Genomic DNA, 12,748 nt, shown 5'->3' with positions numbered 1-12,748 from the left:
AGCTCAGGCTAGCTCGCGCAGGATCGCATTCAGCAGCGGGCGGCCGGCAGCGGTGGCGCGCAGCCGCCCGTCGCCCATCTCGACCATCCCCATCTCGACTAGCGCCGCGACTCGCGCGGGACCCAGCCCGCGCCCCGCCAGCCGCTCGAATCGGGCGATCTCCATCCCCTCGGCCAGCCGCATCGACATCAGCAGATATTCCGTCGCCTGCTCCTCCAGCGGCAGCGCGCTGCGGGGCAACTCGCCTGATCCCTCCCGCATTGCCGCCAGCCACGCCCCCGGCGCCCGATGCGCCTCGGTCGTCCAACGCTGCCCGCCCAGCGTCAGCCGCCCATGCGCCCCCGGACCGACCCCGGCCCAGTCGCCCTGCCGCCAATAGACCAGATTGTGCCGGCTTTCGGCGCCCTCGCGCGCGTGGTTGGAGATCTCATAGGCTGGCATCCCCGCCGCCCCCAGAATATCCTGCGTTTCCAGATACATGTCTGCAGACAGATCGTCGCCCGGCAGCCCCCGTAACTGCCCGGCAGCCGCGCGCGCACCGAACACCGTCCCGTCCTCGATGCTCAGCTGGTACAGCGACAGATGGTCCACCGCCATCGCCAGCGCCTCGCGCAGCTCCGCCGCCCAGGCCTCGCGGCTCTGGTCCTGCCGCGCATAGATCAGGTCAAAGCTCACCCGCGGGAAACAGCTCCGCGCCACCTCGAATGCCGCCCGCGCCTCGGCGACGCTGTGCATCCGCCCCAGCCGCCGCAGATCGGCGTCGTTCAGCGCCTGCACTCCCATCGACAGCCGGTTCACCCCGGCCTCGGCATAACCGGCAAACCGCCCGCGCTCGACGCTGCCGGGGTTGGCCTCCAGGGTGATCTCGATGTCGTTGGCAAACCCCCATCCCGCACGCGCGGCGGCGATCACCCCCGCCACCACCTCCGGCTCCATCAGCGAGGGCGTGCCGCCGCCGAAAAAGATGCTGCGCAGCACCCGGCCGGGCGTCTCGGCAGAAACCCGCGCGATTTCAAGCCGGTAGGCATCCAGCCACGAAGCCTGCTCGATCCGCGCCGACACATGGCTGTTGAAATCGCAATAGGGACATTTCGAGGCGCAGAACGGCCAGTGCACATACAGCCCGAACCCGCCCGCCTGCCAGTCCTCGCCCAAGGGCGCCGTGCCGGCGCTGACAGTGGTAGGGTACATGGGCTGGGTCATCCCCGGAACGCGGTCACTTCGATCTCGACCTTCATTTCGGGGCGGATGAGCCCGGCGACAACCATGGTGGCAGCGGGCCGGACTTCTTTCATCGCCTCGCCCAGCACCGGCGCGATCTCCTCGACCAGCGCCGGGTCGGTCACCGTGTATTGCACCCGCACGATGTCGGCGGGCGCAAATCCCGCCTCGGCCAGCGTAGCAAAGATGGTGGCAAAGGCGTTCTGCGCCTGTTCGGCGGCGCTGTCCGGCATGGTCATTGCCGCGTAATCATAGCCCGTGGTCCCTGAGACGAAGCACCACGGCCCCTTCACCACCGCCCGGCTATAGCCAAGCGCAGCCTCGAAAGGCGATCCGGTCGAGATCCTACGCAAGGACAGCCTCCAGCTTGCGGAACGCCTCGGCGCGGTGGCTGATGGCGTTCTTTTCGTCGGCGCTCATCTCGGCATAGCTGCGGTCATGCCCGTCGGGGACAAAGATCGGGTCGTAGCCATGGCCCAACTGCCCGCGCGGCGGCCAGACCAGCCGGCCCGGCGCGATCCCCTCGAACACCTCCTCGTGCAGGTCGGGCCACATCACCAGCAGCGTGGCGCGGAACTGCGCCCGCCGCGGCTCGGGCACGCCCCGCGCCTCGAGCTCGTCCCAGGTGCGCCGCATCGCCTGCATGAAGTCGCGGCCCTGCGGCGTTTCCGCCCAGTCGGCGGTATGTACCCCTGGCGCCCCGTCCAGCCCGTCCACGGTGATGCCGCTGTCGTCGGCCAGCACCGGCAGGCCGGTGGCCTCGACCGCCGCCCGCGCCTTGATGCGGGCGTTGCCGATGAAACTGTCCTCGGTCTCGGGCGGCTCGGCCAGGCCCAGCTCGGCCGCGCCTACCACCTCGATCCCGTGCGGGGCGAACAGTGCCCGCATCTCGTCCAGCTTGCCGGCGTTATGGGTGGCGACCAGCAGCCGCGGCCCGGTCAGGCGCCTCATGCCACCGCCGCCTTCTGGGCGGCGATCAGCTCGGCGGTGCCGGCCTGCGCCAGGTCCAGCAGTGCGTCCATCTCGCTGCGAGAAAACGCCGCACCCTCGGCCGACATCTGCACCTCGACCAGCCGCCCGGCGCCGGTCAGCACGAAATTGCCGTCGGTGCCGGCCTCGCTGTCCTCGGCGTAATCCAGGTCCACCACCGGCTGCCCGGCATAGATCCCGCAGCTGACCGCCGCCACATGGTCCAGGATCGGGTCGCTGGTCAGCAGCCGCGCCGACAGCAGCCGGTTCACCGCCAGGCGCAGCGCCACCCAGCCGCCGGTGATCGCGGCGCAGCGGGTGCCGCCGTCGGCCTGGATCACGTCGCAATCCACCACGATCTGCCGTTCCCCCAGCGCCAGCCGGTCCACGCCCGCCCGAAGCGACCGCCCGATCAGCCGCTGGATCTCCTGCGTGCGCCCCGACTGCTTGCCCGCCGCCGCCTCGCGTCGGTTGCGCGAATGGGTGGCGCGCGGCAGCATCCCGTATTCCGCGGTCACCCAGCCCTGGCCGGTGCCGCGCAGGAATGCCGGCGGCTTTTCCTCGACCGAGGCGGTGCACAGCACATGGGTGCCGCCCACCCGGATCAGACAGGATCCCTCGGCGTGCGTGATCACCCCGGTTTCAATTGAAATCGGGCGCAGTTCGACTAATTTCCGGCCAGAGGGTCGCATCGGTGATCCTTTCCCGGCCCCAACCGGGCCAAATGCAAGAGTTACGTCAATTACAGGCCCCAACCAGCCCGCCGCAACCCGAATGCCCCAGCCGCAGCAGTTTTCCGACCTGAACGACCGTTCCCGCGAGGTTTTCCGCCGCGTGGTCGAGGCCTATCTGGAAACCGGAGAGCCGGTGGGATCGCGCAGCCTGACAAGAGGCATGACGGTTTCCGCCGCAACGATCCGCAACATCATGCAGGATCTTGAATTCATGGGGCTTCTCGACAGCCCGCATGTCTCGGCCGGGCGCTTCCCGACCGAGCTCGGCCTGCGGCTGTTCGTCGACGGTCTGATGGAGGTCGGCCCCGTCGGCCCCGAGGACCGCGCCCGCATCGCCGAGATCATGGGCGAGGTCCCGGCCGATACCAGCGTGCTGCTCGACCGGGTGTCCACCGCGCTGTCCACCATCACCCGCGGCGCCTCGGTGGTGCTGATGCCGCGCCAGGACGAGGCCCCGCTGCGCCATATCGAGTTCGTCAGCCTTGCCCCCGACCGGGCGCTGGTGATCCTGGTCTTTGCCGACGGGCGGGTGGAAAACCGCCTGTTCACGCCGCCGCCCGGCCAGACCCCCAGCTCGCTGCGCGAGGCCGGCAATTTCCTGTCCGCGCGGGGCGAGGGCCAGACGCTTTCCCAGCTGCGCCGCGACATCGCCGAGCATCTGGCCCGTGCCCGGCAGGATCTCGACAGCCTCGCCGCGCAGCTGGTGGAAACCGGGCTGGCTTCGTGGGACGCCGATGCCCCCGACCCGCAGCTGATCGTGCGCGGCCGCGCCAACCTGCTGGAACACGAACTCGCCGATCTCGACCGCATCCGCAGCCTGTTCGACGACCTGGAACGCAAGCGTGACATCGCCCGCTTTCTCGAGCTGGCGGAAGAGGCCGAGGGCGTGCGCATCTTCATCGGATCTGAGAACCAGCTTTTCTCACTTTCGGGTTCCTCTCTGGTGGTTTCGTCCTATATGAACGCTGACCGCAAAATCGTGGGCGCGGTCGGGGTGATCGGACCGACGCGCCTGAATTATGGAAGAATCGTCCCGATCGTGGACTACACCGCACAGCTGGTCGGCCGGGTTCTCTCCGACCGCAAAGGATGAAAGATGAACGACACTCAGACCCCCAACGGACAGTCCGACCAGATGAACGACGATCTCGACCTCGCCGACCCGCTGGCGCTCGACCCGCTGGATGAAGAGGGCGAGGACCCGCGCATCGCCACGCTGCGGGCCGAACGCGACGATTACCGTGACCGTTTCATGCGCGCGCTGGCCGATGCCGAAAACGCCCGCAAGCGCGCCGAAAAGGACCGGCGCGAGGCCGAGAATTACGGCGGCAGCAAGCTCGCCCGCGACCTGCTGCCGGTCTATGACGCGCTGAACCGCGCCATCGAGGCCGCCGACCGCAGCGTCGCCCCGCAGCTGGTCGAGGGGGTCGAGCTGACCCTGCGCGAGCTGGCCAACGTCTTCGGCCGCCACGGGATCGAGGTGATCGCCCCCGCCGTCGGCGACCGTTTCGACCCGCTGCTGCACGAGGCGATGTTCGAGGCCCCGGTCCCCGGCACCAAGGCCGGCGACATCATCCAGGTGATGGTGGACGGGTTCCGCATCCACGACCGGCTGCTGCGCGCGGCGCAGGTCGGCGTCTCCTCGACCCCCGCCAGCTAAGCCCACAGCGGCGGCCCGGGCCCCCGCGCGGGGCCCGGCCCCCGGGCCCGGGATACAACCTTCATCCGACTTGATCCCCGCCGGCCCCGGTCTAACCTTCCTCCATCGTGCAAGCGGAGGACGGACCATGCCAGCAGACACCGCAGTCCCCAGAATACACCCCGCCGTCGACCAGGGGGTGACGGCGCAGGCCAGTCCCGGCTTCGCCGGCGGCACCCTGCGCTGCCTGTGTTCCAGCGATCCGGTCGAGGTCCGCATCAGCGCCCAGACCGCGCATAACCACGTCTGCGGCTGCACCAAGTGCTGGAAGCCGCAGGGGGTGGCGTTCAGCCAGGTCGCCGTCGTCAGCCGCGATGCGGTCGAGGTCACCAGCAACGGCCACAAGCTGGCGGTGGTGAACCGCGACGCCCCGATCCAGCGCCACGCCTGCAACGGCTGCGGCGCCCATATGTACGGGCGCATCGAGAATACCGAGCATCCGTTCTACGGGCTGGATTTCGTCCACACCGAGCTGTCGGACGAAACCGGCTGGTCGCCGCCCGAGTTCGCGGCCTTCGTGTCCTCGGTGATCGAGGCCGGGGTGAATCCCGACCGCATGGACGCCATCCGCGGCCGGCTGCGCGAACTGGGGCTGGAACCCTATGACGCGCTGTCGCCGCCGCTAATGGACGCCATCGCGACCCATGTCGCCAAGAAATCCGGCAAGTTCAACACGCTTGACGTGTAAGCCTGCCCACGCAAGACCGCCTTCGGGGGCCGGCCACCGTCCGGCCCTTTTCGGCATCCATGACGGGCCAGACGGCCGCAATCCAAGGAGAAGACCATGAGAACCCGTGCCGCCGTCGCGCTGGAAGCCGGCAAACCGCTCGAGATCATGGAGGTCAACCTCGAAGGCCCCAAGGCCGGCGAGGTGATGGTCGAGATCAAGGCCACCGGCATCTGCCACACCGACGAATTCACCCTCTCCGGCGCCGACCCCGAGGGGATCTTCCCCTCGATCCTGGGCCATGAAGGCGCGGGCGTGGTGGTCGAGGTCGGCCCCGGCGTCACCAGCGTCAAGCCGGGCGACCACGTGATCCCGCTTTACACCCCCGAATGCCGGCAGTGCGCCTCCTGCCTGTCGGGCAAGACCAACCTCTGCACCGCGATCCGCGCCACCCAAGGCCAGGGGCTGATGCCCGACGGCACCACCCGGTTCACGATGCTCGACGGCACCCCGATCCACCACTACATGGGTTGCTCGACCTTCTCGAACTACACCGTGCTGCCGGAAATCGCGGTCGCCAAGGTGCGCGAGGACGCGCCCTTCGACAAGATCTGCTACATCGGCTGCGGCGTCACCACCGGCATCGGCGCGGTGATCAACACCGCCAAGGTGGAAATCGGTGCCAAGGCGGTGGTGTTCGGGCTGGGCGGGATCGGGCTGAACGTGATCCAGGGGCTGCGGCTGGCCGGCGCCGACATGATCATCGGCGTCGACCTGAACAACGATAAAAAGGAAATGGCCGAGCGCTTCGGCATGACCCATTTCATCAACCCCAAGGAAATCGAGCGCCCGGTCGTGCAGGAAATCGTCGAGATGACGAAGACCCCCTTCGACCAGATCGGCGGCGCCGACTACAGCTTCGACGCCACCGGCAACGTCAAGGTGATGCGCGACGCGCTGGAATGCACCCATCGCGGCTGGGGCCAGTCGATCATCATCGGCGTGGCGCCGGCGGGGGCGGAAATCAGCACCCGCCCGTTCCAGCTGGTCACCGGTCGGGTGTGGAAGGGCACGGCCTTCGGCGGCGCCCGCGGCCGCACCGATGTGCCGAAGATCGTCGACTGGTACATGGACGGCAAGATCGAGATCGACCCGATGATTACCCACACCATGCCGCTGGATGACATCAACAAGGGCTTCGATCTGATGAACGCGGGCGAATCCATCCGCTCGGTCGTCATTTACTGATCCTCAACGGTTGCTTAGGTAAGACTGCGGCGGGGCCCGTTCCGGGTGTCCCGCCGCAACGCTGAAAGGATGACCCATGCTGCGCCCGTTTCCGCCCCACAGCCTGAATGACGACGATGACGACGACGACGACGAGGATGAGCGGCGCGAGGACCGGCAGCAGGGCGAGGATCTGGGCCTGCCGCAAAGCCCCTCGATCGACCGGCTGTATTTCCGTTCGCGCACGGTGATCGTCGCCGGCACCATCAACGACAAGCTGGCGCAGCGCACCGTCTCGCATCTGCTGGCGCTGGCCGAGGACAGCGACAAGCCGATCAACATGCTGATCTCGTCCCCCGGCGGCCATGTCGAATCGGGCGACATGATCCACGACGTGATCAAGTTCATCCGCCCCGCGGTGCGCACCATCGGCTCGGGCTGGGTGGCCTCGGCCGGGGCGCTGATCTTCGTCGGGGCCGAGCGGGAAAACCGCTTCTGCCTGCCCAACACCCGCTTCCTGATCCACCAGCCCTCGGGCGGGATCGGCGGCACCTCGTCCGACATGATGATCCAGGCGGAGCAGGTGCGGCTGATGCGCGACCGGCTGAACCAGATCTTCGCCGACGCCACCGGCCAAAGCGTCGAGCGGATCGAGAAGGACACCCAGCGCGATTTCTGGCTGAACACGCAAGAGGCGCTGGACTACGGCCTGCTGGGCAAGGTCATCCGCAGCGTCGACGAGCTGAAATGACCCTCGCAGCGGCCGGGGCCAAGCCGCGGCCGGCGGCGGTGGCGGTCCGCCCCGCCACGGCCGCCGACCACGAGGCGATCTGGGCGATCCTCGAACCCGTCTACCGGGCCGGGGAGACCTATTGCATCCCCCGCGACATCTCGCGCGACGATGCGCTGGCGGACTGGTTCGCCGTCCCGTTTTCGGTGTTCGTGGCCGAGCTGGACGGGCGGGTGCTCGGCAGCAGCCATATCGGCCGCAACCGCCCCGGCGGCGGCGCCCATGTGGCGAATGCGGGCTTCGTGACCCACCCCGACGCCCGCGGCCGCGGCATCGCCGCCGCAATGGTGGCCCACGCCAAGGCCTGGGCGCGCGCGCAGGGGTTCCGGGCCATGCAGTTCAACTTTGTCGTCGCTACGAACGAAGATGCCGTCCATTCGTGGCAGAAGGCCGGGTTCGAGGTTGTCGGCCGCCTGCCCGGTGCCTTTGATCACCCGCGGCTCGGCCATGTGGACGCGCTGGTGATGTATCACGATCTGACGAAAGGGGATTAGGCGATGACGCTGGAAACCGTCTCGGAAAACCGCAGCTTCGGGGGCATTCAGGGCGTCTATCGCCACAAGTCGCAGGCCACCGGCACCGACATGACCTTTGCCGTGTATCTGCCGCCGGATGCGCAGGCGGGTAAGGTGCCGGTGCTGTGGTATCTGTCGGGGCTGACCTGCACCCATGAAAACGCCATGACCAAGGCCGGCGCCCAGCAATTCGCGGCCGAGGCCGGGATCGCGCTGGTGTTCCCCGACACCTCGCCCCGCGGCGAAGGGGTGGCGAATGACGACGCCTATGACCTGGGACAGGGCGCCGGGTTCTATGTCAACGCCACCCGGAACCCCTGGGCGCCGCATTTCCGCATGTGGGATTATGTAGTCGAGGAACTTCCGGCACTGGTCTGCGACAACTTCCCGCTGGATGCGCAGGCGCAGGGCATCACCGGCCATTCCATGGGCGGCCACGGGGCGCTGACCATCGCCATGACCCACCCCGACCGCTACCGCAGCGTCTCGGCCTTTGCCCCGATCGCCAATCCCAGCGATTCGGACTGGGGCCGCAAGCAGCTGACAGCCTATCTGGGCGAGGATCGCGCCACCTGGGCCCCCCATGATTCCACCCTGCTGATGGTCGAGCGCGGCTACCCCGGCGAGGTGCTGATCGACCAGGGCGCCAGCGACCAGTTCCTCGACCTGCTCAAGCCGGAAACCCTGGCACAGGCGATGATGGCGCGCCGCCAGCCGGGCTGGTTCCGCATGCAGCCGGGCTACGACCACAGCTATTTCTTCGTCAACAGCTTCATCGGCAACCATGTGTTCTGGCACGCCGAGCGGCTGGCCTGACCACCGCCGCCCCTGACCGGGGCGGCCTGCCCGGCGGGATGCGTTTGGGGCATTGCCGAAATTTCCCGCCGGGTTGCAGGAATTGCTAAGACTTTCCGGCTAGGTTCGGCATACCAACGTTGACGAAAGCTCCGGCCCGGCGAAACCTGTCCTCCGATGCCCGCACCATCATCCGTGCCGGGCGAAATGGGGGAGGATATGATGAAGTTGACGCTGACCGGCGCCACCGTGGCGCTCTTGCTGTCCAGCTCGGCCCTTCTGGCCAATGACAGCGTGCACGAGGCGATCGCCAATCCGGCGCAGATGGCGCTGCCCACGATGGACTACGCCAACACCCGCTATTCCCAGCTGGACCAGATCAATCGCGACAACGTCGGCGACCTGCGCGTCGCCTGGACCTTCTCGACCGGGGTGCTGCGCGGGCACGAAGGCGCGCCGCTGGTGATCGGCGACGTGATGTATGTCCACACGCCCTTCCCCAACAACGTCTTCGCCCTCGACCTCAACGACAATGGCCGCATCATCTGGCGGTATGAGCCGGTGCAGGATCCCAGCGTGATCGCGGTGATGTGCTGCGATACCGTCAATCGCGGCCTGGCCTATGCCGACGGCATGATCCTCCTGTCGCAGGCCGACACCACCGTCGTGGCGCTGGATGCGAAAAGCGGCGAGGTGAAATGGTCGACCAAGATCGGCGACCCCGCGATCGGCGAAACCCTGACCATGGCCACCATGCCGGTCAAGGACAAGCTGATGGTCGGGATCTCGGGCGGCGAATACGGGGTGCGCGGCCGGGTGACGGCGCTGAACCTGGCCGACGGCTCGGTCGCGTGGAAGGCCTGGTCCACCGGCCCGGACGAGGAACTGCTGGTCGACCCGGAAACCACCACCCATCTGGGCAAGCCGATCGGCGCCGACAGCTCGCTCAACAGCTGGGAAGGCGACCAGTGGAAGATCGGCGGCGGCCCGATCTGGGGCTGGTTCTCGTATGATCCGGACCTGAACCTGTTCTACTATGGCACCGGCAACCCCTCGACCTGGAACGCGGCGCAGCGCCCGGGCGACAACAAGTGGTCGATGACCATCATGGCCCGCGATGTCGACACCGGCATGGCCAAGTGGTTCTATCAGATGACGCCGCACGACGAATGGGACTATGACGGCGTCAACGAGAACATCCTGACCGACCAGGAAGTCGACGGCCAGATGCGCAAGCTGCTGACCCATTTCGACCGCAACGGCTTTGCCTATACGCTCGACCGCGAAACCGGCGAGCTGCTGGTGGCCGAAAAGTTCGACCCGGCGGTGAACTGGGCCACCGAGGTCGTCATGGACCCCGAAAGCGACCAGTACGGCCGTCCGCAGGTCGTCGCCCAGTACTCGACCGAGCAGAACGGCGAGGACGAGAACACCACCGGCGTCTGCCCGGCGGCGCTGGGCACCAAGGACATGCAGCCGGCGGCCTATTCGCCCAAGACCAACGTGTTCTATGTGCCGACCAACCACGTCTGCATGGACTATGAACCGTTCCGCGTCGCCTATACCGCCGGCCAGCCCTATGTCGGTGCCACGCTGTCGATGTTCCCGGCCCCGGACAGCCACGGCGGCATGGGCAACTTCATCGCCTGGGACAACATCAAGGGCGAGATCCTGTGGTCGAACCCCGAACAGTTCTCGGTGTGGTCCGGTGCGCTGGCCACGGCGGGCGACGTGGTGTTCTATGGCACGCTCGAGGGCTATCTCAAGGCCGTCGACGCCGAAAGCGGCAAGGAGCTCTATCGCTTCAAGACCCCCTCGGGGATCATCGGCAACGTCATGACCTACATGCACAACGACAAGCAGTATATCGGCGTGCTGTCCGGGGTCGGCGGCTGGGCCGGGATCGGGCTTGCCGCCGGGCTGACCGGCTCGACCGAAGGTCTGGGCGCGGTCGGCGGCTATGCGGCGCTGGCCGACTATACGGCGCTGGGCGGGCAGCTGACGGTGTTCGAACTGCCGGGCTGAGGCCGGACCGGCCGAAACACGACCAAGGTGTGACTATACGACAGCCGCCCCGGGGGTAACCTCGGGGCGAAGCTGTCCTGCAGACCAGCCTTATGGGGAGAGAGAGGCAAGATGATCGGAATAAACACCATGCGGACCGTCGGCGGCGTCCTGGCGCTGGGCCTGACGGTCGCAGCGGCGACCGGAGTCGCGGCGCAGGGGATCGAACTGGACCTGGAGCCCGACCACATGGAAAACGGCCGCTGGTACAACGCCGAGGGGCTGCCGACCTTCAAGGTCGAGAACGGCGTGGTGGATTACGCGACGTTCTCGGGGTACCGTCGCTATCATTCGGAATGCCACGTCTGCCACGGGCCTGACGGCGAGGGCTCGACCTACGCCCCCGCGCTCAAGGACAGCGTGACCAAGAAGATGGATTACTGGGAGTTCATGGAGATCGCGGCCTCGGGCAAGCAGGACGTCAACACCGCGGCGAATCTGGTGATGCCGGCCTTCGGCACCAACCGCAACGCCTGGTGCTATATCGACGACATCTACGTGTATCTGCTGGCCCGCGGCACCGGCGCCATCCCGCGCGGCCGCCCGGCCGAGAAAGAGGCCAAGTCCGATGAATTCGCCGCGCAGGAAGCCTCCTGCATGGAGGGCTGAGTTGCGCCCGCTGGCAGCCCTGCTGGCCGCCGCGGCCACGATGATCGCCACCGGGGCGGGGGCGCAGGTCGCCGACCTGCGCTCGACCTCGGCGCTGCGGGTGTGTTCGGACCCCGCGGCGCTGCCGCTGTCGGCGCAGGACGGCTCGGGGTTCGAGAACCGCATCGCCGAGCTGCTGGCCCAGCGGCTGGAGCTGCCCCTGCAGTATTTCTGGTTCCCGCAGGGCATGGGCTTCGTGCGCAAGACGCTGCTCGACGGCAATTGCGACGTGATGATCGGCTATGCCCAGGGCGACGAGCTGGTGCAGAACACCAACCATTACTACACCTCGGTCTATGGGATCGTGACCCGCAGGGACGGGGATCTGGCGGCGGTGGATCACCTGACCGACCCCGCGCTGAGGGGCCGCAACCTCGGCGTGGTGGCGGGGACGCCGCCGGCGACGCATATGGCGCGGGCGGGGCTGGCCAAGGACATGCGCGGCTGGGACCTGTTCGTGGACCGCCGGGTGGAAAACCCGGTCGGCGACATGCTGCAGGGCATCCGCGACGGCACGCTGGACGCGGCGGTGCTGTGGGGTCCGCTGGCCGGGCCGCTGATCAAGGACGACCCCCAGCTGCAATTCACCCCGCTGCTCAAGGAAGAGGGCGGGCCGCGGCTTTACTATCGCATCACCATGGGGGTGCGGCCCAGCGACCAGGAATGGAAGCGGCAGTTGAACAGCTTCATCCGCCGCAACCAGGACGATATCGACGCCATCCTGCGCGATGCCGGCGTGCCGCTGGTCGACGATTACGGCAAGGCGCTGAAGGAATGATCCGGCGGGCGGCGACGCTGGCCCTGCTGCTGGTCGCCGCCCCCACCCATGCCGACGCGCCGGCCGAGCCGCCGGGGTTCCGCGGCGCGCCTTATAACGCCCCGGTCCCGGACCGGCTGACCGGCGGCAGCGTGCTGGACGCCGCGGCCACCGCGCGCTGGCAGGCCGAGGGCGCGGTGCTGATCGACGTGCTGCCGCAGATCCGCCGCCCCGAGGGGCTGCCCGCGGGCACGCTGTGGCGCGTCCCCGGGCACGAAACCATACCCGGCGCGGTGTGGCTGCCCGACACCGGCTATGACTGGCTGGCGCCGCCGCTCGAATCGGCCTTCTACGCCGCGCTGGACCGGCTGACCGGCGGGGATCGCAGCGCGCCGCTGGTGTTCTTCTGCAAGGCCGACTGCTGGATGAGCTGGAACGCCGCGCGCCGCGCCATCCTGCGCGGCCATTCCCGCGTCGGCTGGTTCCCCGGCGGCACCGACGCCTGGCAGCAGGCCGGACGTCCGCTGCAATCGACCACCCCTGAACTGAATGCGACCGCCGATTGACACTGGCGCGGCGCCGATCGTCTTTCATCTTGCTTCAAATATCCCAGCCCCACCGCCTCATAGCCCAAAGGTGGCAGGCAAAACCGGCATTCCGCG

Annotated in this window: 15 protein-coding genes; 11 read left to right on the top strand and 4 right to left on the bottom strand. The window is 67.9% G+C overall.

Features of this window, described 5'->3' with window-relative positions:
- Nucleotides 1–3: 3 nt before the first annotated feature.
- From hemW to rph, 4 genes are read right to left on the bottom strand one after another with little or no spacing between them, the layout of a single operon-like run.
- Entirely contained in the window at nt 4–1,191 is a 1,188-nt protein-coding gene (hemW, locus tag BUB57_RS08275; RefSeq protein ID WP_073065120.1) for a radical SAM family heme chaperone HemW, read from the bottom strand.
- A gap of 8 nt (nt 1,192–1,199) precedes the next feature.
- Complete coding sequence (locus BUB57_RS08270; RefSeq protein WP_073065117.1) at nt 1,200–1,574, bottom strand: RidA family protein; 375 nt, start codon at nt 1,572–1,574, stop codon at nt 1,200–1,202.
- A complete protein-coding gene (gene rdgB / locus BUB57_RS08265) occupies nt 1,567–2,172 on the bottom strand; it encodes an RdgB/HAM1 family non-canonical purine NTP pyrophosphatase (RefSeq protein WP_073065114.1) in 606 nt (201 codons plus the stop codon). Before rdgB ends, BUB57_RS08270 begins: the two co-directional genes overlap by 8 nt.
- Complete coding sequence (gene rph, locus BUB57_RS08260; RefSeq protein ID WP_073065111.1) at nt 2,169–2,882, bottom strand: ribonuclease PH; 714 nt, start codon at nt 2,880–2,882, stop codon at nt 2,169–2,171. Before rph ends, rdgB begins: the two co-directional genes overlap by 4 nt.
- 82 nt (nt 2,883–2,964) lie before the next feature.
- Here rph and hrcA point away from each other — a divergent pair, with 82 nt between their 5' ends.
- The 11 genes from hrcA to BUB57_RS08205 all read left to right on the top strand — a co-directional run bounded on the left by hrcA (nt 2,965) and on the right by BUB57_RS08205 (nt 12,652).
- The gene (gene hrcA / locus BUB57_RS08255; RefSeq protein ID WP_073065108.1) at nt 2,965–4,017 is read left to right on the top strand and encodes a heat-inducible transcriptional repressor HrcA; all 1,053 of its coding nucleotides are present in this window, start codon (nt 2,965–2,967) and stop codon (nt 4,015–4,017) included.
- 3 nt (nt 4,018–4,020) lie between these two features.
- Nucleotides 4,021–4,584 (top strand): nucleotide exchange factor GrpE, encoded by a 564-nt coding sequence (locus BUB57_RS08250; RefSeq protein ID WP_073065105.1) that lies wholly within the window; start codon nt 4,021–4,023, stop codon nt 4,582–4,584.
- A gap of 127 nt (nt 4,585–4,711) precedes the next feature.
- Nucleotides 4,712–5,311 (top strand): S-(hydroxymethyl)glutathione synthase, encoded by a 600-nt coding sequence (gene gfa / locus BUB57_RS08245; RefSeq protein ID WP_073065102.1) that lies wholly within the window; start codon nt 4,712–4,714, stop codon nt 5,309–5,311.
- A gap of 96 nt (nt 5,312–5,407) precedes the next feature.
- The gene (locus tag BUB57_RS08240; protein ID WP_073065100.1) at nt 5,408–6,538 is read left to right on the top strand and encodes an S-(hydroxymethyl)glutathione dehydrogenase/class III alcohol dehydrogenase; all 1,131 of its coding nucleotides are present in this window, start codon (nt 5,408–5,410) and stop codon (nt 6,536–6,538) included.
- A 76-nt stretch (nt 6,539–6,614) separates the two neighbouring features.
- A complete protein-coding gene (locus BUB57_RS08235) occupies nt 6,615–7,268 on the top strand; it encodes an ATP-dependent Clp protease proteolytic subunit (RefSeq protein ID WP_073065097.1) in 654 nt (217 codons plus the stop codon).
- Entirely contained in the window at nt 7,265–7,801 is a 537-nt protein-coding gene (locus tag BUB57_RS08230) for a GNAT family N-acetyltransferase (protein WP_073065094.1), read from the top strand. The genes BUB57_RS08235 and BUB57_RS08230 overlap by 4 nt, the downstream gene beginning before the upstream one ends.
- A 3-nt stretch (nt 7,802–7,804) precedes the next feature.
- Nucleotides 7,805–8,638, top strand: coding sequence for an S-formylglutathione hydrolase (gene fghA / locus BUB57_RS08225; RefSeq protein WP_073065091.1), 834 nt, complete (start codon nt 7,805–7,807; stop codon nt 8,636–8,638).
- Nucleotides 8,639–8,839: 201 nt separating this feature from the next.
- Complete coding sequence (locus tag BUB57_RS08220) at nt 8,840–10,642, top strand: methanol/ethanol family PQQ-dependent dehydrogenase (RefSeq protein ID WP_073065571.1); 1,803 nt, start codon at nt 8,840–8,842, stop codon at nt 10,640–10,642.
- Between the two features lie 111 nt (nt 10,643–10,753).
- Complete coding sequence (locus BUB57_RS08215) at nt 10,754–11,290, top strand: c-type cytochrome, methanol metabolism-related (protein WP_084732046.1); 537 nt, start codon at nt 10,754–10,756, stop codon at nt 11,288–11,290.
- 40 nt (nt 11,291–11,330) lie between these two features.
- Nucleotides 11,331–12,107 carry a substrate-binding domain-containing protein gene (locus BUB57_RS08210; protein ID WP_143159677.1) on the top strand — a complete coding sequence of 259 codons (777 nt, stop codon included), beginning with the start codon at nt 11,331–11,333 and terminating at the stop codon, nt 12,105–12,107.
- Entirely contained in the window at nt 12,104–12,652 is a 549-nt protein-coding gene (locus BUB57_RS08205; RefSeq protein WP_073065084.1) for a rhodanese-like domain-containing protein, read from the top strand. Before BUB57_RS08210 ends, BUB57_RS08205 begins: the two co-directional genes overlap by 4 nt.
- Nucleotides 12,653–12,748: the final 96 nt, after the last annotated feature.

The sequence above is a fragment of the Paracoccus solventivorans genome, assembly GCF_900142875.1.
Taxonomy (GTDB): Bacteria; Pseudomonadota; Alphaproteobacteria; order Rhodobacterales; family Rhodobacteraceae; genus Paracoccus; species Paracoccus solventivorans.
The sequence above is the reverse complement of the archived record's forward strand: the minus strand, read 5'-3'. Positions and strand labels throughout refer to the sequence as shown.